Source organism: Sedimentibacter sp. zth1 (assembly GCF_017352195.1).
GTDB lineage: Bacteria > Bacillota > Clostridia > Tissierellales > Sedimentibacteraceae > UBA1535.
The window spans coordinates 286,155-310,859 of sequence record NZ_CP071445.1 but is presented as its reverse complement, the minus strand read 5'-3'; the positions used below and the strand labels follow the sequence as shown (position 1 = coordinate 310,859).

The window sequence follows — 24,705 nt, the reverse complement described above, 5'->3', positions numbered from 1 at the left end:
TTTTTTACTATGTTTTATACATATTACTTAGCAAAAATTAACTATTCTATAAACCACCTATCATTAAATTGTTAATCAATATTGAAGGCGATTCAAAATAATCTCCATAGCTGTAAGCACATTCGACATCAGAAGAAACACATTCAATATCATTTATTACTTCATAAATATTACCGCCTACAGTTATTTGATTTATCGATTTTTCAATTCTACCATTTTTTATATAAAATCCATTTGAAATTAATGAAAAATCACCTGTAACAGTATTAATACCAGCATTCAAGCCATCAAAGCTTGTAATAATTATGCCATCATTTATATTTTCAATAATTTCTTTTGTAGTTTGACTACCTTTTTCTACAAAACAATTTGTTTGACTAATCTCTATATTTTCTCTATAGCTATATCTAAATGCATTGCCTGTTGATATGTTATCAATTGCATTTTTAGATAAATAACTATTTAAAACGCCTTCTTTAATAAGATATTTTTTACACGTCTTAGTACCTTCATCATCAAAATTACGTTTTAATTTGCCGTTTTCATACAAAGGATCATCGATTAAACTAAAGCATTTGCTTGCTACATTAGTATTTAGCTTATCCTTAAATTTGCTAATACCCTTGTTTATATTTTCTATGTTAAATATAGGCATAAAACATGTTAGTATATCAGCTGCGGCATTATTTCTTAAAACAACTTTATATTTTCCACTTTTTATTGGTGATGCAGATAGCATATTAATTGCGTCTCCTATAGCATTATGCATTAATTTATCGTAATCAATATCATCAAATCTATTTTTTATAACTGATGAAGTAGCATTATTTTTTATTTCATTTTCGCCTACTACAACAGAAACTGTTCCAATACAATAGCTATATGTATCTTCAAGTTCTATACCTTCGTTATTTATTAATAAAATGTTATTCAAAACTTCATAATAAGAACAATCAGTTACAGAAATTACTCTATTATCAATTCTTTTTGCGCTTTTTTCAATATTAATTAATACTTTCTTTACATTGTCTAAATCTGTATTTACAATATTGTTATTCTTATTACATTTAGCAATATCACTAAACATTTGCAATTTTAATGGTTTGTTATTAATTTTTGCAGTATCTTTTATATTTTTAATTGCGTCATATATTGATTTATCATCATATTTTTCTATGTATGTAGAACTATTATATCCATCATAATTTCCACTAATATTTATTCCACTATCATTTGCAGTTTTAAATGATTCAATATCATTGTTTTCTATGTTAACAAGTTTAGTTATTGTATTGTTATAATACACCTCAACATTAGTAATTCCCTCTTTATTGAACATTGTAATTACTTTATTTATATATTCTTTTATTATCATTATTTCATTCCTCCTACCGTCATATTTGATATTCTAACCGTAGGTTGTCCTGCACCTATATATATAGCACCACTTGCTGAATAGCAATATCCTTGTCCAATACTTAAATTATCTCCAACCATATCAACTAATTTCAATATACTTCCTCCAGTACCGATAAGTGTAGCTCCTTTTACTGGTTTTGTTAACTTACCATTTTCAATCATATAAGACTCAGCTACTGAAAAATTAAATTCACCTGTAACAGGATTTACAGAACCTGCATTGATATTTTTTACAAATAATCCTCTTTCGGTATTTTGAATAATTTCATCTCTTGTGCTTTTCCCTGCCTCTATATATGTATTTGTCATCCTTGATGTTGGGGCATATTTATATGATTCTCTTCTTCCTGAACCAGTTTCGTCCATATTCATTATTCTGCTGTTTAGCTTATCAATCATATAACCATTTAGTATACCATTTTTAATCAATATATTCTTTTTGGTTTTTGTACCTTCGTCATCGACATTTAAAGAACCCCAAGCGTTTTCTATACTTCCATCATCAACTAATGTAACTATATCAGATGCAACCTTTTGTCCTAATTTACCTGAAAATTCTGAATTTCCCTTTGCGACACTACTAGCCTCTAAACTGTGACCGCATGCTTCATGAAACAATAATCCACCGAAACCATTGTCAACAACAACACTCATTTGACCTGCCTCACAATAATCTGCATCAACCATATCACATGCAGAACGTGCTGCTTCTCTACCAAAATAATCTAAATCAATTGTATCATAAAATTCAAATCCCATCATAGCGCCTGGTCCTATATAACCATTTTGAACAACTCCATTTTTATTGGCATATGCACTTATTAACAATCTAGTTTTGTTCCTTTTATCTTGAACAAAAACACCATCCGTATTTGCAATTAAAACGTTTTGTTCTTCATCTAAATATCTTACCAGCATTCTATCAATAGCTTTATCATATGATTTTCCTGATGATATAACTTGATTAATAACATCAATCTTTTGATTATAAGATGTCTTACTAAAGTATTTCTTAGCTTCTTTAATATAACTTAATGGCTCTAATACTGGCTTAACAAATGTTGTACCATTTTTTTTATAAATAGAGCATAGTTCTCTAGTTATCTTAATCAAATTTTCTTCAGAATCATTATTTGTATATGTATATGCAAAAGTTTTACCAAAAAAAACTCTAATACCAATACCGTAATCGTTTGCAACTATTCCTTTTTCAACATTAGAATTGCTAACAGAAATATTAGTATTAAATTTATCCTCTACAAAAACTTCAGCAAAATCCCCACCATATTTAATGGCAGTTTGTAATATTTTATTTATTATATTAGTAGTAATCATAATATAGCCCACTTTCTTATTTACGAAAATTTATTTGCTTTTTAATAATTTATCCATAATTGTCTGTCCTAATGGAATTACTCCATCAGTGCTATTACATAAAACGACTACACCTACACCTTCATCCTTGTTAAATGCAGCATAACTTGTGTATCCAGCAGCAAGACCATCATGCTCTAGTATAGTTTTATTTCCTACATTAACAAATCTCCATGCAAGACCAATTGTCATATTTCCTTTATAATGAATATCTTGTGCAATATCGAATGATTGTTTTAACTCATCACTACATTCTAATTGATTCATATTTGCTGCTATATAACGTGATAAATCTCTTGTTGTACTCTTCATACCTGCACATGCTTGTAACGCATCAAAATCCCACTCATATCCTTCTATATCCTTGGTAGCATACGGAAATGCTTTTTTAGCTTGAAGCTCCTCGTCTAAAAATATTTTTGTGCTTTTCATATCAAGTTGATTGGTTATATTTTCTTGTAAAAGTTCTTCATATGTTTTATTTTCCACATCTTCTAATATACATCCTAATAGTCCAAATGATAAATTAGAATATTCATAATATGCTCCAGGTTTTCTTTCTAACACAAATTTTTTCAAATACTTATCTAATTTTTCTCTATCATAGTTTTTGTATGGATTTGGTCCTGTTCTCCAATTATTCGGCATTCTTGGAAAACCAGATGTGTGTGTAGCTAAATTTTCTAATGTCATTGTTTTTCCATTATATTCATTAGATATAGGATACTTTATATAGTTTTGAACTGGATCATCCAAAGCAACTTTACCTTTAATTGTTTCTTGTGCAAGCAAAGTCCCTGCAAATGTTTTTGATATAGAAGCTATTTCATATATCGTATTTTCAGTTGTTTCTTCACCATCTTCTTTAACATTACCATAATTTAAATATGATACTTTCCCATCCTTAATAACAGCAACTGACATTCCAACGAACTCTTTTTGCATATAATAGTCATCACATATTCCATCAACTGTTTTTAATAAATCATTTTCTTTTAATTCACCTAGTTCATTATTATTTTGGCATCCTGTCATAGCAAAAATCATCATAACCATAACAATGCTAAAAATAAAATATTTATTATATAGTTTCATTTAATTTCCTCCTATAACTAAAGCCACGAGCGTTTACCCGTGGCTTATGAAAACACTTTATTTAATATATTAAATGTACAAATTAATTGCTACATAAATTTTTCATATTGATGACATGCAACAAAATGACCTTTTTCAACCTCTTTAAGGACAGGACGTTCAGCTTTGCATAAATCATTAGCATAACAACATCTTGTTGAAAACTTGCATCCTTTCGGTGGATTGATAGGACTTGGAACTTCGCCTTCAATCTTAATACTGTTTTTCTGCTTTTCCTGATCTGGTTCTGCATCTGGAATTGCAGATAATAAAACCTGTGTATAAGGATGTAATGTATGTTCAAATAGTCTCTCACTTGTTGTTAATTCAACCATACTACCTAAATACATAACTCCAATTCTATCTGAAATATGTTTAACCATAGACAAATCATGTGATATAAATAAGTATGTTAATTTGCGTTCTTGTTGTAACTTAATTAATAAGTTTACAATTTGAGCTTGTATAGAAACATCAAGTGCTGAGATTGGTTCGTCACAAACTATAAATTCTGGTTCAACTATTAACGATCTAGCTATACCAATACGTTGACATTGTCCACCTGATAATTCATGAGGAAATCTATTTCCAAAACTTTCAGTTAAACCAACTGCATATAATATTTCATTTACCTTTTTACTTTTTTCTTCTTTCGATAAATTGTAGTGAACATTTAAACCCTCTGATACTATTTCAAAAATTGTCATTCTTGGATTTAAAGAAGAATAAGGATCTTGAAAAATCATTTGAGCATTCTTTTTAAATTTCAAAAAATTTCTTTTATTATAATTGCTAATTTTTTCACCATTAAATATTATTTCTCCGTGAGTAGGATCATATAATCTTAGCACAGTTCTTCCACAAGTAGTTTTTCCACAGCCTGACTCACCTACAAGACCTAGTGTTTCACCACGTTTAATATTAAAACTTACATTATCTACAGCTTTAAGTGTAGCATTTTTGCCAACATTAAAATATTTGCTAAGGTTTTTAACCTCAAGTATATTTTCAGACATATTAATTGTCCTCCCTCTTATATAATGGTTCAACTTGTGGTGCAGAAGGATGCATTAACCAACATGATAATTTATGTGAACCTGTTATTTCAACCTCTGATGGCATTCTTTCCTTACATATTTTCATACAATACTGACATCTATCCGCAAATGGGCAATGATTTAATGGTAAAATCAAATCAGGCGGAGTTCCTTTTAAAGCATATAATTGCTGTTTATTAGTTTTAGCAAGTTTTGGTACTGAACTTAGTAAAGCCCAAGTGTATGGATGTTTTGAATCATAAAATATTTCTTCAGCTGTTCCTCTTTCTACAACTTGTCCAGCATACATTACTTGAATTCTATCTGCAAATTTAGCCACTACACCTAAATCATGTGTAACAAGTATAATAGCTGCATTAAGCTCTTTCTTTAAATCTGCTAATAAATCCATGATTTGCGCTTGTATAGTAACATCAAGTGCAGTTGTAGGTTCATCAGCAATAAGTATACTAGGATTACATGCTAAAGCTATAGCTATCATAACTCTTTGTCTCATTCCACCTGAAAGTTGATGAGGATATGAATCTAGTCTTTTTTTAGCATCCGGTATACGCACTAACTCAAACATTTTAAGAGCTTCTTTTCTAGCTTCATCCTTTTTTAATCCTCTATGCAAAATTAAACTTTCCATAACTTGCTTTCCACAAGTCATTGTAGGATTTAAAGAACTCATAGGATTTTGGAAAATCATGCTTACTTCATTTCCTCTATATTCCTGTAGTCTTTTCTTATTCATTGTTAATACATTTTCACCATTATATGAAATTACTGAACCTTCTTTAACTTCTGCAATAGAATCCTTTAATAATCTCATAACAGCTTTTGCAGTAACTGTTTTTCCACAACCTGATTCACCAACGAATGCAAGTGTTTCTCCTCTATTTAAATCAAAGTCAACTCCTCTAACAGCTTTTACTTCTCCAGCATAAGTGTTAAAAGAAACTTTAAGATCTTTTACCTCTAATATTTTTTCGTTCATACTACACCTACTTTCTTAAACGTGGATCAAGAGCATCACGTAAACCATCACCCATAAGAGTAAATGACAACATAGTTAATGCGATCATTAGTGATGGATAAAACAATTGAAATGGATAATGAGTAAATTGCGCTTGTGCCGCTGAAGCTAAAGCACCCCAACTTGTTCCTGGTGGTTGAATACCCAATCCAATATAGCTTAAAAACGCTTCTGAGAATATATAACCAGGGATATCAAATGTTATTGAAACTATAACAACACTAATTGTATTAGGTATCATATATTTAGTTACTATTTTCCAAGGACTAACTCCCATTGCTTTAGTAGCTAGTATATAATCTTCATTTTTGATTTGAAGCATTTGTCCTCTTACAAGTCTTGCCATACCACACCAACCAGTAATTGTCATAGCGAGTATAAGTATAGCTAAACTTTTGCTTTTGAATATGATAGACATCAAGATAACTACTATCAAATAAGGAATACTAATCAATACCTCAAGTATTCTCATCATTATAATATCAACCTTACCACCGAAATAAGCAGCTACTCCTCCATAAATACATCCTATAACTGTAGAAATTAATGCACCTACTATTCCTATAATTATAGAAACTCTACCACCAACCCAAACTCTTGCAAATAAATCACGTCCAAGTTTATCTGTGCCAAACCAATGTGATAAGCTAGGAGATACATTACGAGCTGTTTTATCAACTGCTTGATATGAATACCCACTTAAAGCAGGTCCTATCACTACCATAACTATCAATAATACCAATATGCATAAAGCTAGAAGTGCGACTTTATTTTGCTTAAATCTTCTCCAAGCATCTTTGAAATAGCTTACTCTAGGACGAGAAATAACTTCTCCTTCATTTTCATCTATGCCAATTATCTCAAATGATGATACGTCTATATTTTCGTTATTTGCCATGTTATCACTCCTTCACACTATCGCTTGATATTCTAATTCTAGGGTCTACCAATACGTAAACAATATCGACTATAAGTTGCATTACAACGAATAAAACTGCATAGAAAATTGTTGTACCAAGAATCATTGTATAATCATTAATATTTATTGAATTTATATAATAAAATCCTATGCCAGGTATAGAAAACATTTTTTCTGTGATAAAAGCACCTGTAAAAATACCTACAACACTACCTGCAAGCATTGTTACTGCAGGTAACATAGAATTTCTAAGCACGTGTCTTTTTATAACTTTTGCTTCAGACAATCCCTTAGCTCTAGCTGTAAGAACATAATCTTGTTCAAGTGTATCAAGCATACTTGATTTTAAATATCTTGCATAACTTGCTATAGGTCCAAAGCATAAAACTAATACCGGAAGAACCAAATTTTTAGCCTTTCCCCAGCCCGAAGCCGGAAACCAATCTAATTTAACTGCAAACACAAACTGAACTAAAGATGCAAGCACAAATACTGGAATTGTAACACCTAATATCGCTATAAACATAACGATGTAATCAGGCCATCTGTTTTTATTTAAAGCTGCTACAATACCCAATACAACACCTATGGTGACACCTATAACAAGAGCTATCCCACCTACAATACCAGAAACTGGAGAGGTTGTTGCAATTGTTTGGCTTATTGATCTACCTGCATAAACTAAACTTTCACCTAAATCAAGTTTTAGAAGTCCTTTCATATACATAAAATATTGCTCAATCAAAGGCTTATCCAACCCATACTTCGCATAGAAATTTGCTTTTGTTTGCTCAGGTAACATCTGTGCCATATTGGCAAGAGGATCACCTGGCATACTTCTCATTAAAAAAAATGTTAAAGTTATAATAACAAACAAAGTCAAAATCATATACGCAATTCTTTTGAATATATATTTTTTCAACTTAAATCTCCCTTCAAAATTACGTAATCTAACCAATGTTATGAAAAGGGCAACGATTAGGTTGCCCAATTATTAAATACTATATTATCTGCTCATTGTATACTTAATTATCTACCCATTGTATACATATCTTTAAATCCATTGCTACTAAATCCTAAGCTTGAATATCCATATACATAGTTTTGATAGAATGAGTTTACTGTTCCTGCTGCTAATGGACAAACAATTGCTTCATCCATAAGAATTTTTTCAGCGTCTATATAATTTTGTAATCTTTTTTGAGCATCCATTTCAATAGCACCCTGATCTATTAGTTCGTCATACTTTTCATTTACCCAACCAGTACCAACTTGGTCCCATTTAGATTTAAATACACTTAAAACATCATATGGGTCATTGTAATATGCACCCCAACTCATATAAGCAATTTGATAATTACCATTTTTTATGTTAGGTTCAAATATTGCCCACTCAGAAAAACTGATTTTCATATTTACACCTAACTCTTCAGCATATACTTGTTGTAAATATTCACCATAAGTACGGAACCAATCACTTGTTCCAGCAAGAGATAATGTTACGTCTAATGTTGAAGGATCGTCACCTAAGCCTAATTCTTCCATACCTTTTATTAATAAGTCTTTTGGAGTTTCTCCATCAGCTTCTAATTTTGCTTTTTGATCTAATATTGGATCACCTGCAGCTTTACGGAAGTTAGTTTCACCAACTGATATTGTTGGTACAACCCATCCATATGTAGGAACCCTTAAACCACCAAAACACATCTCGTTTATATCTTCATGATTAATACTTAATGTAAATGCTTTACGTATGTTTTCATTTTTAAATAACTTATCTTTAGTATTATAGAAGTTAAATGTTAATCCTTGAGTTGTATAGTTACTATATTTAGAATTTTCATCACCTTTAAACTCTTCTAACCACTCTTGAGTACTAACACCTACTTCGTCTAAATCACCACTTTTATATGCGTTAATTATAGTAGTAGTATCTTGCATGACAGCTAAATTAACAGTATCTAGTTTAACAGCATCAGCGTTCCAATAATTAGGATTTTTCTTAAGAACTAAAGCACTGTTATGTGTCCAGCTATCAAGAACGAATGGTCCATTGTAAACGGTAAATTCAGCTTCTGAACCATATTTTTCTCCCCACTCTTTTACTTTATCTTCTCTTTGTGGGTAATAAATTGTACCATTACACATTTCCAAGAAAGCTGGTGTTACATTTGATAAAGTAATTTCTAGTGTTTTTTCATCAATAGCTTTTACACCTAACTCTGATACATCCTTTTCACCCTTACTAATTTCATCATAATTTAAAACTGGTGTTAAGAACCAACCATTTGGACATCCTGTTTCAGGTTTTGCACTACGTTGTAATGAATACACATATTGTTGTGCAGTAACTGGTTCTCCATCTGACCATTTATTATCACCTAAGTGGAAAGTCCAAACTTTGCCATCTTCACTTGTTTCCCAAGTTTGTGCATCTCCTGGTGCCATAAAGTAATCACCATCTCTGTCTTCTAATCTTACTAAACCTTCATTAACGTTAGATATAATTGTACTAGAGTAAGAATCAGAACGAAGTGATACATCAAGTGATGTAGGATCTGAAGCTAAATATGTATTATAGTATTGATTGCCATCAAGATCTGTTGTTTTTTCACCTGCATTCGAATCATTTCCTTCATTGACTACATTGTTACTTGAATCATTGTTTGTACTGTTTTCGTCATTTTTGTCTGATTTACCACATCCAGCAATACTAAATGTCATTGCTACTGCCAATAAAACAGCTAAAATTTTCTTTGCTTTCATTTTCTGCCTCCAAGAATTTTTTTACTATTTATATTATAATTTAATATTATAACCATGTTTTTCCTGTTTGTTATTTTTTTAACTTCACAGGCGCAACTAAACAAACCTTTTTCATTTCATATTTTTAATGTAAAGGTTTTTAAAAATTAATTTAATTCTTAATTCATTATTATTCTAAACCTTTTTCATTCTTATAAAGGTTTTTTGAAACCACCATATAGTTATCCTCAATATCTCTACTTGCTTTATAAGTATCACCACTTCTAAGAGAATCAATTATAATTGAATGATTGTCCGGTAGTTTTTCATTTGGTGAATACTTGGTATGATATAATGCATAAAAAATTATTGCATTAGAACTATTAAGGGAACACCACATTTCATGTAATTTGCTCATTTTAGCTTCTAGAACTATACATTCATGAAATAGTTGATCACACTCAACTATATGTATCAAATCATTTGTTTTAGCATATTCACCCATTTTACTAACCAAATGCTCCATTTTTTTTAGTGTTTCTTCACTGTATTTACAAGAACACTTTTCTACTGCAAGCACTTCTAAAGCTGCTCTTATTATGTATAATTCTTCTGCATCTTTCGCTGAAATAGTTTTCACAGTACATCCTCTTCGTGCAGAATAAGATATTAATCCTTCTTGCTCTAATTGTCTTAATGCTTCTCTAACTGGTCCACGACTTATACCCAACTCATCTGCAATATCAGATTCAATAATATGATCACCTTGTTGTATATCACCTCTTAAGATTTTGTTCCTAAGAACTATAGCAACTTCTTCTCTTATAGTTTTATATGTGTTTTGAATTTTCAATAATCCACCCCCAACAAAGTTTGTTAAAGAAATATTTAACTTATATACATATTATACTTTATAATTAAGAGTTGTCAATAGTTAATTGTTATCTGTAAATTGTTAACAATTTACAATACACTGCTATGTGTTGATTTTCAAGGCGCTACATTAAATTAATACCCTAAAAAATTATTTTCAAACAACAAAAAACCGTATCAATTTTTATGATACGGTCTAATTTTAATTACCATTCACTGCTCTTTCTAATTTATCAAGATGTTTTAAAGGGTAGTATCCAAGCAATTCCTTAAATTGTTCGACAGATAAGTTCTCAGTTGTTGTATAAATTTTTATTTTTTCATCAAGTGTAGCATTAATAAAATTATTTTTTATTTCTTCAAAGGTTTTTACCATGTTATTTCTCCTTCTAAAAGATTGTTTATATCTATTATTATTAATATTTAAAATATATTTATACATTAATATTATGATAAATCTAATTCAGATAATATGCACATAACTTCTATTTCTTGATCAGTAGGATTATAACACCTATGTGGAATATTAGAATTAATATAAATACTATCTCCAGTAATAATCAATTCATTATGATCACTAAATTCTATAAGAACAGTTCCTTTTTTCGCTATTATGCATTTATGACAACTTAAGATATGTTCAGTTTCACTATCCCACTCGTTTTGACTTAGCTTAATTTCATAAACATAAAATTTGGGATTAAATCCACCTTCACCTCCTAAAGGTGTTAAAAAGCTAAAACTTTTTTTATCTTTTGAAGTAATAACTTTTCTTTGTTCACTTCTTATAATATTAGTTTTTTTACTATCATCTTCTATAAAATAATATAAAGACACATTTAAAATGTCACAAATTTTATTTAAAGCACTAAGAGAAGGCTCTATCTTATTTCTTTCAATTTGTGAAATATAGCTAGCTGTAAATCCTGAAAGATTTGCTAAATACTCAATCGTATATTCTTTTTCTTTTCTTAGATTACGTAATTTATTTCCATTCATAAAAAATTTCCTTTATATATCTTATTTATTAATTCTACTCCATGAAGATAATAAAATCAATAAAAACACAGAATTTATATCTGTGTTTTTTATTATATTTATAAGCTATTTGTTTCTTTTCTTTCTAAGTAATCATCGTATGACATCAATCTATCAATAATACCTTCTTTTGTAATTTCTATAATTCTGTTTGAAATTGTTTGTATTAACTGATGGTCATGTGAAGAGAATAATATAATCTCTTTAAAATCAAGCAATCCATTATTTAAAGCTGTTATTGACTCCAAATCTAAATGATTAGTAGGTTGATCAAGCATTAACACATTTGAACCTGAAAGCATCATTCTGGAAAGCATACAACGTACTTTTTCTCCACCAGAAAGAACTTTAGCATGTTTAAATACATCATCTCCAGAGAAAAGCATTCTACCTAAGAAACCTCTTAAAAAGCTTTCTGATTGTTCTTCAGAATACTGTCTCATCCAATCAACTAAATTCAGATCACATTCATTAAAATACGCTGAGTTGTCCTTAGGAAAATATGATGTAGTTGTTGTAGTTCCCCATTTATATTTTCCTTCATCTGGTTCAATCTCACCTGCTAAAATTTTAAACAATGTTGTTTGAGCAAGTTCAGTATCACATACAAAAGCAATTTTATCACCCTTATTAACTCTAAATGAAATATTATTTATTATTTTTATACCATCTATTGTTTTAGACAATCCTTCTACTGTTAGTATTTCGTTACCAACCTCTCTATCAGGTTTGAATCCAACAAATGGATATCTTCTTGATGAAGAAGGCATTTCTTCTACTGATAATTTATCCAACATCTTTCTTCTCGCAGTTGCTTGTTTAGATTTAGATTTATTAGCAGAAAATCTTTGGATAAAGTTTTGTAGTTCTTTTATTTTATCTTCATTTTTCCTATTTTGGTCTTTGATAAGTCTTTGCACTAACTGACTTGATTCATACCAAAAATCATAGTTTCCAACATACATTTTGATTTTTTTATAATCTATGTCTACAATGTGAGTACATACATTATTTAAAAAGTGTCTATCATGCGATACAACTATAACTGTTCCACTAAAATTAAATAGAAAATCCTCTAACCACATTATTGATTGAATATCAAGGTTATTAGTAGGCTCATCTAATAAAATTATCCCTGGTTGGCCAAAAAGAGCTTGAGCTAATAACACCTTTACTTTTTCTCCACCATTTAGATCTTTCATGTACGAATAGTGTGAATTTGAACCTATACCTAATCCTTGTAGTATTTGTGCTGCTTCTGTTTCAGATTCCCAACCATTCATTTCTGCAAACTCACCTTCAAGCTCAGAAGCTTTAATCCCATCTTCTTCTGTAAAATCTTCTTTTGCATAAAGAGCATCTTTTTCTTTCATTATTTCATATAATCTTGCATTTCCCATAATAACCGTTTCAAGCACTTGTTTTTCATCAAATTGATAATGGTCCTGCTTTAAAACAGACATTCTTATATTTTTTTGTATTGAAATATCTCCTGTATAACTCTCAATTTCTCCTGATAATATTCTTAAGAAAGTTGATTTACCAGCTCCATTCGCACCGATAATTCCATAACAATTGCCTGTTGTAAATTTTAAGTTTACATCACTAAACAATTTACTTCCGCCAAACTGCAAGCTCAATTCTGTTACTGTTATCATTATTTTTCATCCTTTATCTTGTACTTTATTGTAATTTTTCTTTTTCATAATAAAAGGATACATAAACATATTGTATCCCATATTATATATTAATATAATAATTTATTTCTATATTATACTTCTTTACACTTAAATTTAATTTCTATTTTTTTAAAAATACAGGTAACTCAAAATCAAAAGGATCTTTATCATTAGAAACATTTCTATCCTGATTTTGTTGTTTTGTATCTTCCTTATTATCTACATTGAATACAACTTTATCTTCTTGCTCATGCCCAAATCCAGTAGCGATAACTGTTACTTTTATTGAGTCTCCCATTTCTTCTTCTACGTTAGCACCAAAAATAATCTCTGCTTCAGGATCTGCAGCTTCTTGTATTAGCCTAGCAGCTTCATTAACTTCATGTATACCCATGCTTAGGCCACCAGTGATGTTAAGTATAACACCTCTAGCACCATTAATTGAAGTTTCAAGAAGAGGACTTTGTACTGCTTGTTTAGCTGCAGTAACCGCTCTGTTTTCTCCACTAGAAAAACCTATACCCATATGCGCTAGACCTTGACCTTGCATAATAGATTTAACATCGGCAAAGTCTAAATTTAACATTGCTGGAATTGCGATAAGGTCTGAAATTCCAGATATACCTTGTCTCAAAACTTCATCAGCAAAATTAAAGGCTTCAGTCATAGTTGTTTTTTTATCAGAAATCTCAAGTAACTTATCATTTGGAATTATAACTAAAGAATCAATATTATCTTTCAATTTTTTTAGTCCAATTTCAGCATTTTTAGATCTCTTCATGCCTTCAAACATAAATGGTTTTGTTACAACAGCTACTGTCAATATACCTTGTGCTTTCGCTACATTAGCTATGAATGGAGCAGCACCTGTTCCAGTTCCTCCACCCATTCCAGCGGTAATGAAAACCATATCGGCTCCAGTAACTAAATCTACTATATCAGACTTATTTTCTTCAGCTGCTTTTTCACCTATTTCAGGCTTAGCACCTGCTCCAAGTCCATTTGTTAATTTCTCTCCAATTTGAAATTTTACTTCTGCTTTTGAACGTTCTAACTGTTGTTTATCAGTATTGATAGCTACAAAAGTAACACCTTTTACACCAGCTTCAATCATTCTATCTACTGCGTTGTTACCCCCACCGCCTACACCAATAACTTTAATATTAGCTAGTCCTTCATTTTTTGCGTCGAATTCAAACATATATTAACCTCCTACTCAAGAGTTATTTTCGTTATTTTATAAAATAGTATAACATATATTATAATAAATTTATACTCTTTTTTTCTTAATAAAGTTATTTATGTGCAAGTATAGATTTTTATATATATTATTTCCAAATGCAAATATTGCAACAAGATATAACGGAAGTCCTAAATATTCTCCCAAGAATCCCAATATTAACGCTATTATTATATCAACAAATACGTATATAAAGCAATGTTTAATTTGAAAATCTTCCATATTTTTTTTACTTATTATAGTTACTAATGAATTTATTATTGCTAAAATTAACAAATAAATATAAATTGAATAAATTGGATCAAAGAAAAAAATATTGTGTACAGATAATCCTAATACTAGACCACTCAAACCACCAGTTATTACATATAACACTTACTCACCTTCTTCATCTTCATTTTCTTCACATTTAATACATTCGGAGTATTGAATGTCAGGATTATCTTTTTTACCTGAGATTGATATAATGTAATTTTTCATTGCAGTAATATCAATTCCATAATCTCTCTTAATTGTATAAGCATAAGAATTTTCTAAATTCACTGCTTCAATAAGTTTGTCTGGGTCACCAATTGCTTTTACAAAAAAAGGTGCTGCTACAACTTCTCCATTGATACTAATAACAGGTCCACTGCATATTATTTCTGTAGTGTTAACTATCCTTTTTCCATTTATAGCTACTGCTTCAGCTCCTAAATTATTTAAATCATTTACTATTAACCTTACGTCCAGATCATGAACTATTTTGTCATTATAGCTAAAATTATCATCTGTTAGGTTATCGGCAATTCTCAGGGTTACACCTGGTCCTTTTACATCAGTATTCCCACAAATCATTTTGAGATCCTCAATGCCTGCTACAAGCGATATTCGTTGATTATAATAATCAGTTTGCAATGCTTGACAACTTAACAAATTATTTTCATCAGAAATAATTTGTTCCTTTATGTCTTGAATTTCAAATTCAACCTTCTTAATTGAATTTGTTAAAGAATCAATAGCCTTAACTTTAAATAAATTATCTAAATTTACATCTATGTCAAAATAGTTCATTGATAAAACTATAAGTGTAAACACAAATATCATAAAAAAAAATTTTAATAAATAAGTTTTTACCATACATACACCTACTCAAATTCATCTTCAAATGGCTCTAAATATTTAAACGTCTTCAATTTAGTTAACCCATGAATAATTATTTCATTATTATGTTCAATATCAATTTGAAAACCTAAGGATTTCATTTGATCCACTACACCACCAATAAAATTAATTGCTGATTCAAGTGTTCTCTTATCCCCAATAACCTTTACCTCTATTGGTGCTACAATATGTTTACCATTAATATTTAGAAAATTAGATACAGGCACTATTTCGGTATATGATGTATATCTTTGATCATTTATTGATATAGCTTCTGCACCAGCAGAATTTAAATTACTTATAAGCGATAGAATTAAATAATAATGGTTTGCTATAGTATAATTTTGAAAAAGCTCAGTATTTTCTTCGCTTGGGTCTTGTATTGTTATTACAATTCCTTCTCCTTTGACATCGAATCCACCTGACATTATCTTGTATTTATTTAATTCTTCTTGCAATTTGTCATTATTCTCTTTAATCTTTTCATTAGTTTCATTAAAAGAATCAACTTGTTGGTTTAAAGATGAGACTGTTGCAATTAATTCTTTTCTATCATTCTCTAGTTTATCTAGTTGCATTTTTAATGTAGCGATATTTTTATCTGAATAATTATTATTTTCAAGTATTACAGATGCACTCGTAAATTGAATTATACCTAAAAATGCTAAAATCAAGCTTAAAAAAAATATAAAAATATTTATTTTTTTATTTTTCATGTTAATTTCCTTCCCTTTTTAATCCAAAAGTAAATACTGGGCTATCACCTTTAGTAAAATCTAAATTACAACCGATAACCTCTTGATTTTTTTGTAATCTGTCTTTTATGAGTGCTAACGCAAAATAGTAATTATATTGTATTTCATCATCTAATTTCATTTTTACATGTAATCCATATTTTGTATCAATACCTATCACATTGTCTTCATATATACACAGTTTTTGTGTTTTATCTATGTCATCTAATTTTTCAGAAAATTCTAACAATCCATTTATTGCTTCAAAATTTATAAGTCCTTCAATATTTACTTTGTCTCCTATATTGTATATTATATTCACTTTACTTTCAATAGGAAAAAGTTCATTATTTTGTTTATTTCCGTCTAACACAGTTCCTGTAGAATCCGTAATTAATATATCATCATTATATGAAATTAGATATTTTTCTTCTCTTTCTTCTATATTTATGCATACTTTATTTGGTATTTGATATACTACCTTGCATTTTTTTACATAAATTTCTTTTTCAATAGTTTCTTCAATTTTATCTCTATCAATATCAAATATTTTCTTGCCTAATTGAATTGATGCTTTACTGATAATATAATCATCTGAATAAATCGTATTGTTTATTATACTAATCGCCTCTATATTAAATATATCGGTTCTATTTTTAATATAATTAGTGCAAAAAACAACTGTAACAGTAGCTAATAAGATAGCTACTGTACTTATATATAGCTTATTAACTTTTCTCTTGACTTTTTTTTTCCTTCGTTTTCTTCCCATATTTTTACCCGTAAATTTATTTTAGTTATTAGTGTTGTTATTCGCTTATTTTTACATCTGCTCCAATTTCAGTAAGCTTATCAATTAAGTGTTCATACCCTCTGAACACATGATGTATATTAGTTAAAGTTGATATTCCTTCTGCTGATAAAGCCGCTATAATCAAAGCTGCTCCTCCTCTAAGATCTCTTATATTAACGTTTGCTCCATGTAGTTTGTTTACCCCTTTAATTATTGCTAATGTACCATCTACTTTAATATTAGCACCCATTTTATTTAACTCTTTCACATGTTTAAATCTATTCTCAAATACTGTTTCATCAATGATAGATATACCTTTTGCTATGCATAAAGAAGACATAACCTGAGCCTGCAAATCTGTTGGAAAACCAGGATAAGGACTTGTAACAACCTTATCAATTGCATTAATTCTACCGTTATTTATGATATAAATATAATCTCCTACATCATCTATCAAGCATCCTACTTTTTTATAAAGATTTATAATACATTTCATGTGCTCTTTTTCAATACTCTTTAAACAAATTTTACTTTTCGTTGCTGCTGCAATTGCCAAATAAGTCCCTGCTTCAATCCTGTCACTCATTATACTATACTCTTCAACATTGTCAGGAACTTCATTATCGTTGCCATATATTGTTATTATCTCTGTACCAGCTCCTATCAAATTATATCCACAACTATTTAAATAATTTTGCAAATCTATGATTTCTGGCTCTTTGGCTGCATTTAATATTCTAGTCTTACCACATAATCCTACTGCAAAAAGCATCAAATTTTCAGTTGCTCCAACGCTAGGATAATTTAGTTTCACATCTCCGCTATGAGGATTATTAGCTTTGCATAACACAAAGTCTCCTTCCTCTTTAACATCAACTCCTAGTTGCCTTAATCCACTCAAATGTAAATCTATAGGTCTTGAACCGATATCACATCCACCTGGATAAGTAATTTTTGCAATATTATTTCTACAAAGCATTGGTCCTAAAAAAATTATTGATGATCTTAATTTTTTAGATAACTCATCTGTTATATCGTATGTATCTAGACCTTTAGTATTGATATAACATATACCATTATCATAATTCGCCTTACATCCAAGCAAAGTTAAGATTTCAAGCATTCTTCTCACATCATCAATATCTGGTACATTTTTAATTATATATTCTCTACCTGTTAAAATAGTGCTAGCTAATATTGGTAAAGCAGAGTTTTTAGATCCACTGACTTTCACTACTCCTTCGAGCTTATTATCTCCATTTATAATTAGGCTTCCCATTTTACCCCTCCGAACAAGTTACGTATATATAACTACATCTTATGCAACATAATCGTACTTGTTACAGAGCTATTTTTTGTTTTGGTATAACGATAATATAATTTTAAATATCTCTTCTTCTGAATTAAGTACTCCTATTTTTTTTGAGTTTAATGACATAGCTTTCAACTGTTTTTCATTGTTTACAATTTTATCAATTGTTTCTGATAATTTATTTCCAGATAATTCTCTTTCTAAAACAACTACTGACGCTCCTTTATTTTCTAATGCTCTTGCATTATATTCTTGATGATTTTCTGCTGTATACGCCTTAGGTATCAGTATTGATGGAACTCCAATTTTTGTTATTTCAGCTATTGTTATAGCTCCCGCACTTCCAATAACTAAATCACTAGCACTCAATGCACTAGGCGAATCATACATATAATCAACTACTGTTACATTAGACGGTATAACAACATTTTCTTTTTCTAGTGTTTCATAAAAATCTTTGTATAATCTTTTCCCTGTTACATGTAGTAATCTTATATTTTGACTATTTTTTATTGTATTAATATATCTAATTATTGCATCATTAAGACTTTTTTGACCACCGCTACCTCCGAATGAATATATAAAAACATCATTCGTTTTTAGTTTAAATTTTTTTCTTGATTCATATCTGTTTGAATTTATAACTTCTTTTCTTACAGGATTACCAACAACTGTTAATTTATTTTTGTATTTAAAATATTTTGATGCTTCCTCAAAGCTTATTGCTATTTTATTTACAACTCTTGAAAGCAATTTATTAGTTATTCCAGGAAATACATTTTGTTCATGAATCATAGTAGGTATTTTCTTTAGTGATGCAGCTAAAACAACTGGTCCACATACATAACCACCAGTTCCAACTACTACATCAGGCTTATATTGTTTTATAATCTTCATAGACTGTACCACACCTTTAATTGATATTGCAACAGTTTTTAAATTTTCTAAGCTTATCTTTCTTTCTAAGTATTTTGCACTTATAGTTTCAAATTCAAAACCCTGCTTTGGAACTAAATCACTTTCCATACCACTCTTAGTTCCTACATAAAGAATTGAATTTTTATCATCAACCTCTACTATCTTTTGTGCAATGGCTAAGGCTGGATTTATATGTCCTCCTGTTCCACCACCTGTAATTAAAACCCTCATATTTCCTCCGATTAACCCATTTATTAATTTCTATATATATCAGCGCTTTTTGATATATTCAATATTATACCCATGGAAGCTAACAAAAACAGTACAGACGTTCCGCCAGCACTTATAAAAGGAAGTGCTCTTCCAGTAGGTGGTATTGATGATGTTGCAACTGCAACGTGTACTAAAAATTGCACAAGCACCAATGAAGTAATTCCTATAGTTACCAAACTGCCATAAAAATCCTTTGCATTCATAGCAATTCTTAGTCCTCTCCAAGCAAACAATATAAATAGTACTATAACACCTAAACAACCAATAAAGCCTAATTCTTCACCAATAATAGAAAAAATAAAATCATTATATGCCTCAGGTAAATAGAAAAACTTTTGCCTGCTTTTACCTAATCCAAGACCAAATAGTCCACCAGTACCTAACGCATATAAAGATTGTACCAGTTGCCATCCTTTGCCTGTTATATATTTAAAAGGATCTAAAAATACCACTATTCTTTCAATCCTATATGCATGTTTTGCTACTAATGGTATAACAGCCAAACATCCTAAAATTGCAGTTAAAAACAAATGTATAAATTTAGCACCTGCACAAAAAAACATTATCAATAAAACAATTGTCAATACAATAGATGTACTCAAGTCCTTTTGTATTATTATAAGTGCAACAAAACCAACTATTGCAAGAATTGAATATATGTAACCTTCTACAAACTTTGTTAGTTTGTTTCTTCTTTTATCAAAAAAATCCGCCATACATAATACTGCTGCTATCTTGATGATTTCAGAAGGCTGAATACTGATTCCCGCTATCATTAACCATCTGGTAGCACCATTACCCTCTACACCTAGTAAAACTGTCAATAGTGACAAAATTACACATACAGCAAGCATAATTTTTGATAACTTTCTATACAATACATAAGGAATATAAGATGTAATTATCATCAATAAAATTCCAGCCAGCCCGGCCATAACTTGCTTTTTCAAAAAGAATATTGAATCACCATAATTATAATACCCATCAGGATAACTAGAACTGTATACCATAAAAAAACCGACTAATAAAAGTATCAAAACTATAAACACTAAAATTAAATCACAAGTTTTTTTTCTAGATGTTTGTATTTTCTCCATAGAATTTCACTCTTTCTTTAAAATCCTTACCTCTTACTTCATAATTCAGATACATGCCCCAGCTTGCACATGCTGGTGACAATAATACTGTATCGCCTTTTTCTGACAGTTCATATGATTTTCTTACTGCCTCATCCATAGTTTCAACCATATATATTTTGTTAAAGCCGTGATTTAATGCACAATTTTTAATATTTTCTTTTGTTTGACCAAGTAAAATCATTGCTTTTACTTTGTTATCAAAAGAATTAATAAAGCCATCATAATCAGAATTTTTATCATATCCACCAGCTATAATAATTATAGGTCCTTGTATACCTTGTATAGCCTTTATAGAAGAGTCTGGATTCGTACCCTTTGAGTCATTATAAAACTTAACTCCATTATAAGTTTCAACATATTCTAATCTATGTTCAACGCCTCTAAAATTCTTTATTGTTTTTTTAATTGTAGTATTGTCAATTTTCATCAATTTTGCTGCTGCACATGCTGCTAAAATATTTTCTAGATTATGTTTACCAGGAATAAAAATTTCTTTTACATTCATAATAGTTGATTTCTCACCTGCAAAATTATAGGTAATCATATCATTTTCCACATATATTCCGCTTTCTAAAATCTTAGTTGAGCTGAAATAACAAATGTTTGTATGTAGCTTTTTAGCATATTGTTTCAACAACTCATCATCATAATTTAAAATACAATAATCTTCTTCGTTTTGATTTATTGCTACCTTCAATTTTGCATTATAATAATTTTCTTCGGTCTTGTGCCAATCCAAATGATCTGGTGTAAGGTTTGTTATAATGCTTATGTGTGGCTTAAATGTAAATGTACTATCAAGTTGGAAGCTACTTGCCTCTACTATAAGTATTTCACTATTTTTAGCATTAAAAGCGTCAAAAAATACTCCTGAACCTATATTTCCGGTAACCATAGCATTTTTATTTGCATCATGCGCTAGTTGCCCAATAAGGGTTGTTATTGTTGTTTTACCATTAGTTCCCGTAATTGCAACGAATTCATTTTTTGTTACCATAAAACCAGCTTCCAAATCACCAATTATTTTTACGTTATTTTCTATTAGCTTTTGAATTACTGGAGTTTCATATTTAATACCTGGGCTTTTTATCGCATATTCAATATTTTCCGTATCAAAGTCTAGAGAATTGAAATAATAATTTACATCTATACCCTTCAACTCTTCAAGAACATTGCCCATACTTTCTTTTTCCTTTGAGTCATATGCAGATACTTTTTTCCCTAGTTTATCTAAAGCTTTGACGGATGCTATACCTGACATACCTAATCCAACTACAAAAACTCTTTTACTTTTCAATTTTTTCCTCCATGTAACTCATCTGTTTTTTATATATCCATAATATAATAATATGAAAATTATATTGAGTATATACCTATAAAGGCAAGTATAACTGTTGCAAACCAAAATACAGCTACTATTTTTGTTTCTTTCCATCCACACATTTCAAAATGATGATGAAGTGGCGCCATTTTAAATATTCTTTTCTTTGTTCTTTTATAATGTGAAACTTGTATGATATCTGATAACACTTCTGCTAAGTATACTCCACCTATTATTGGAACGACAAGTGTCAAGCTTGTTACAACTGAGACAGCGGCTACTGCTCCTCCCAATGCCAACGAACCTGTGTCTCCCATAAATATTTTTGCAGGATGTGCATTATACCTCAAAAATCCTAAGCAAGCACCTGATACCGCACTACTTACAACAACGACTCCATAATATTCAGAATTCAATTTGCTAAAACTATTAGCAATAAGTGCAAATGCAGCCATAACTATAAGTGTAACTCCTGAATTTAATCCATCCAAGCCATCAGTTAAATTAACTCCATTAACTATACCTAAAATAACAAATGTAGTAAAAGGTATATAAAATATTCCTAAATCTATGTAAATAGATGTAAATGGTATAACTAATTTTGTCCCATCAATGCTATACTTTGCACCGTAAAAAGAAAGTAAAAGTGCAAATACAAGTTGAACAATAATTTTTTGCAAAGCAGTAAATCCTAAATTTCTTTTAAGAACTACTTTTATATAATCATCCCAAAATCCTACTAATCCAAAACCTATTATTGCAAATAAACAGGCACCAACTTCTTTTGTATAATTGCCACTCGTAAGAGTTGCAATAAAAATACCCAAAACTATTATTATACCACCCATCGTTGGCGTGCCTGATTTCGTAGCTATATGAGATTTAGGACCTTCTTCTCTAATACTTTGACCAACCTTTAGCTTCTTTAAAAATGGTATAACTATTGGTCCTAGCAATACTACAACCAAAAATGATACTAATATTATCCTTAAAATATGAAAATCTATATGCATTTTTATCTCCTATAACCTACTATTTATCTTTTTCTAACTCATGTTCTATCTTTTTAATCATTTTTATAGCAATGCTTTTTTCATCATATGGTACCTTTTCAATACCTAAATCTTGATAAGGCTCAGTTGATTTTCCAGCTAAAATTATTATATCACCAAATTTTGCTTCCTTAATAGCATAATATATTGCTTCATCTCTTTCAACTATAATTTTGTAATTATTTGAATACTTTTTAACACCCTTAGCAATTTCTTCACATATATCATAAGGATTCTCAAATCTTGGGTTATCTGATGTTAGAATTGTTAAATCACAATATTTACCTGCAATTTCTCCCATTGGCGCACGTCTTGAAATATCTCTGTCCCCACCTGCACCGAACATAACAATCTTTCTTTTTGTTGCAAACTCACTGACAGTTTCCATTATTTTTTCCAAGCCATCAGGTGTATGTGCAAAATCTAGTATAACGGTAGAATCAAGGTTTGAATGAATAATTTCAAATCTTCCATCTACTCCTTTGTATAACCCTAAAGCTTCAATGATTAAATCAATATCTATACCAATACAATACGCAGAACCAATAGCCGCAAGAGAGTTTAATACTGAAAACTTACCTGGTGTTTTTACATAAACTTCTTTTTTTATTCCACTTATATTTAAATCAAATTTGGTTCCTTTAATTGTAGTGCGCAAGTTACTAGCCCTTATATCTGCATCACTGTCTATACCATATGAGTATACATTAACATTGTCCCGTTTTAACTCTTTATATAATCTATTTCCATACTCATCGTCAACATTAACTATATTGTTATTTGATGTCAAATAAAATAGCTTTTTCTTTGCTTGATAATAATTTTCCATAGTTTTATGGAAATCTAAATGATCTCTAGTTAAGTTACTAAATATACCTATATTAAAATTTGTTCCACTAACTCTATCTAATTCTAAAGCATGAGATGAAACTTCCATCATACATAATTCTATTGACTTTTGCAACATTTTATTCATCAAATACTGTATGTCCGATGATTCTGGAGTTGTATGCTCAGTTTTTACATGTTCCTTATCAATGACTACACCCAATGTACCTATTGTCGCTGATTTTTTATTTACATGTTCAAATATTGCATTTAATAAATATGTTATACTTGTTTTACCATTGGTACCAGTAACACCAATAACATCTAAGTTAGCTGATGGATTATCATAAATTACACTTGCTAAGTGTGCCATAGACTTTCTAGCATTTTCTACAACTATAAAATTGCATAATGCCTTACAATCTTCTGGAATTTCTTCGCATAAAATTGCAGAAGCACCATTAGTTATAGCATTTTTGATATATTTATGCCCATCATCTATAAAACCTTTCACAGCTACAAATACAAAACCATCTGAAACCTTTCTAGAATCATAGGTTATATTATCAATGATAGTATCTTTATTGCCCGAAAAATTTTTATACTCAATTTGACTTAAAACACTTGATATATTCATGCCAATCTCCTTTAAATAGTTTACGTTGTTCATTTTATCATATTTAAAATGCAACTTC

The 24,705-nt window shown here is 29.8% G+C and carries 23 protein-coding genes; all 23 read right to left on the bottom strand.

What is annotated here, in order from left to right; genetic code table 11:
- Positions 1-46: 46 nt before the first annotated feature.
- The gene (locus JYG23_RS01505) at positions 47-1,375 is read right to left on the bottom strand and encodes a TldD/PmbA family protein (protein ID WP_207236698.1); all 1,329 of its coding nucleotides are present in this window, start codon (positions 1,373-1,375) and stop codon (positions 47-49) included.
- Complete coding sequence (locus JYG23_RS01500; RefSeq protein ID WP_207236697.1) at positions 1,375-2,754, bottom strand: TldD/PmbA family protein; 1,380 nt, start codon at positions 2,752-2,754, stop codon at positions 1,375-1,377. The genes JYG23_RS01505 and JYG23_RS01500 overlap by 1 nt, the downstream gene beginning before the upstream one ends.
- Positions 2,755-2,784: 30 nt before the next feature.
- The gene (locus tag JYG23_RS01495; protein ID WP_207236696.1) at positions 2,785-3,888 is read right to left on the bottom strand and encodes a serine hydrolase; all 1,104 of its coding nucleotides are present in this window, start codon (positions 3,886-3,888) and stop codon (positions 2,785-2,787) included.
- A gap of 89 nt (positions 3,889-3,977) precedes the next feature.
- Positions 3,978-4,943 (bottom strand): ABC transporter ATP-binding protein, encoded by a 966-nt coding sequence (locus JYG23_RS01490; RefSeq protein ID WP_207236695.1) that lies wholly within the window; start codon positions 4,941-4,943, stop codon positions 3,978-3,980.
- Between the two features lies 1 nt (position 4,944).
- A complete protein-coding gene (locus tag JYG23_RS01485; protein ID WP_207236694.1) occupies positions 4,945-5,964 on the bottom strand; it encodes an ABC transporter ATP-binding protein in 1,020 nt (339 codons plus the stop codon).
- 7 nt (positions 5,965-5,971) lie between these two features.
- The gene (locus JYG23_RS01480; RefSeq protein WP_207236693.1) at positions 5,972-6,901 is read right to left on the bottom strand and encodes an ABC transporter permease; all 930 of its coding nucleotides are present in this window, start codon (positions 6,899-6,901) and stop codon (positions 5,972-5,974) included.
- Between the two features lie 4 nt (positions 6,902-6,905).
- On the bottom strand, positions 6,906-7,844 hold the full coding sequence (locus JYG23_RS01475; protein ID WP_207236692.1) for an ABC transporter permease: 939 nt from the start codon (positions 7,842-7,844) through the stop codon (positions 6,906-6,908).
- 107 nt (positions 7,845-7,951) lie between these two features.
- Positions 7,952-9,688, bottom strand: a complete 1,737-nt coding sequence (locus JYG23_RS01470) for a peptide ABC transporter substrate-binding protein (protein ID WP_207236691.1) — start codon at positions 9,686-9,688, stop codon at positions 7,952-7,954.
- A gap of 169 nt (positions 9,689-9,857) precedes the next feature.
- Positions 9,858-10,520: a GntR family transcriptional regulator gene (locus JYG23_RS01465; RefSeq protein ID WP_207236690.1), complete on the bottom strand. Its 663-nt coding sequence runs from the start codon at positions 10,518-10,520 to the stop codon at positions 9,858-9,860.
- Between the two features lie 222 nt (positions 10,521-10,742).
- The gene (locus JYG23_RS01460) at positions 10,743-10,916 is read right to left on the bottom strand and encodes a hypothetical protein (RefSeq protein WP_207236689.1); all 174 of its coding nucleotides are present in this window, start codon (positions 10,914-10,916) and stop codon (positions 10,743-10,745) included.
- A 71-nt stretch (positions 10,917-10,987) separates the two neighbouring features.
- On the bottom strand, positions 10,988-11,539 hold the full coding sequence (locus JYG23_RS01455) for a helix-turn-helix transcriptional regulator (protein WP_207236688.1): 552 nt from the start codon (positions 11,537-11,539) through the stop codon (positions 10,988-10,990).
- 98 nt (positions 11,540-11,637) lie between these two features.
- Positions 11,638-13,236, bottom strand: a complete 1,599-nt coding sequence (locus tag JYG23_RS01450) for an ABC-F family ATP-binding cassette domain-containing protein (protein WP_207236687.1) — start codon at positions 13,234-13,236, stop codon at positions 11,638-11,640.
- A 142-nt stretch (positions 13,237-13,378) separates the two neighbouring features.
- Positions 13,379-14,458, bottom strand: a complete 1,080-nt coding sequence (gene ftsZ, locus JYG23_RS01445) for a cell division protein FtsZ (protein WP_207236686.1) — start codon at positions 14,456-14,458, stop codon at positions 13,379-13,381.
- A gap of 69 nt (positions 14,459-14,527) precedes the next feature.
- Positions 14,528-14,872: a DUF1290 domain-containing protein gene (locus JYG23_RS01440; RefSeq protein WP_207236685.1), complete on the bottom strand. Its 345-nt coding sequence runs from the start codon at positions 14,870-14,872 to the stop codon at positions 14,528-14,530.
- Entirely contained in the window at positions 14,873-15,616 is a 744-nt protein-coding gene (locus JYG23_RS01435) for a DUF881 domain-containing protein (protein WP_207236684.1), read from the bottom strand.
- Between the two features lie 8 nt (positions 15,617-15,624).
- Entirely contained in the window at positions 15,625-16,356 is a 732-nt protein-coding gene (locus JYG23_RS01430; protein ID WP_207236683.1) for a DUF881 domain-containing protein, read from the bottom strand.
- Between the two features lies 1 nt (position 16,357).
- On the bottom strand, positions 16,358-17,146 hold the full coding sequence (locus JYG23_RS01425; protein WP_207236682.1) for a cell division protein FtsQ/DivIB: 789 nt from the start codon (positions 17,144-17,146) through the stop codon (positions 16,358-16,360).
- Positions 17,147-17,183: 37 nt separating this feature from the next.
- Positions 17,184-18,446, bottom strand: coding sequence for a UDP-N-acetylglucosamine 1-carboxyvinyltransferase (gene murA, locus JYG23_RS01420; protein ID WP_207236681.1), 1,263 nt, complete (start codon positions 18,444-18,446; stop codon positions 17,184-17,186).
- A 69-nt stretch (positions 18,447-18,515) separates the two neighbouring features.
- Positions 18,516-19,628: an undecaprenyldiphospho-muramoylpentapeptide beta-N-acetylglucosaminyltransferase gene (gene murG / locus JYG23_RS01415; RefSeq protein WP_207236680.1), complete on the bottom strand. Its 1,113-nt coding sequence runs from the start codon at positions 19,626-19,628 to the stop codon at positions 18,516-18,518.
- A 23-nt stretch (positions 19,629-19,651) separates the two neighbouring features.
- Positions 19,652-20,767 carry a putative lipid II flippase FtsW gene (ftsW, locus tag JYG23_RS01410; RefSeq protein WP_207236679.1) on the bottom strand — a complete coding sequence of 372 codons (1,116 nt, stop codon included), beginning with the start codon at positions 20,765-20,767 and terminating at the stop codon, positions 19,652-19,654.
- Entirely contained in the window at positions 20,745-22,106 is a 1,362-nt protein-coding gene (gene murD, locus JYG23_RS01405; protein ID WP_242631609.1) for a UDP-N-acetylmuramoyl-L-alanine--D-glutamate ligase, read from the bottom strand. Before murD ends, ftsW begins: the two co-directional genes overlap by 23 nt.
- 59 nt (positions 22,107-22,165) lie before the next feature.
- Positions 22,166-23,143: a phospho-N-acetylmuramoyl-pentapeptide-transferase gene (mraY, locus tag JYG23_RS01400; RefSeq protein WP_207236678.1), complete on the bottom strand. Its 978-nt coding sequence runs from the start codon at positions 23,141-23,143 to the stop codon at positions 22,166-22,168.
- Positions 23,144-23,162: 19 nt separating this feature from the next.
- Positions 23,163-24,647, bottom strand: coding sequence for a UDP-N-acetylmuramoyl-L-alanyl-D-glutamate--2,6-diaminopimelate ligase (locus tag JYG23_RS01395; protein ID WP_207236677.1), 1,485 nt, complete (start codon positions 24,645-24,647; stop codon positions 23,163-23,165).
- Between the last annotated feature and the right edge of the window lie 58 nt (positions 24,648-24,705).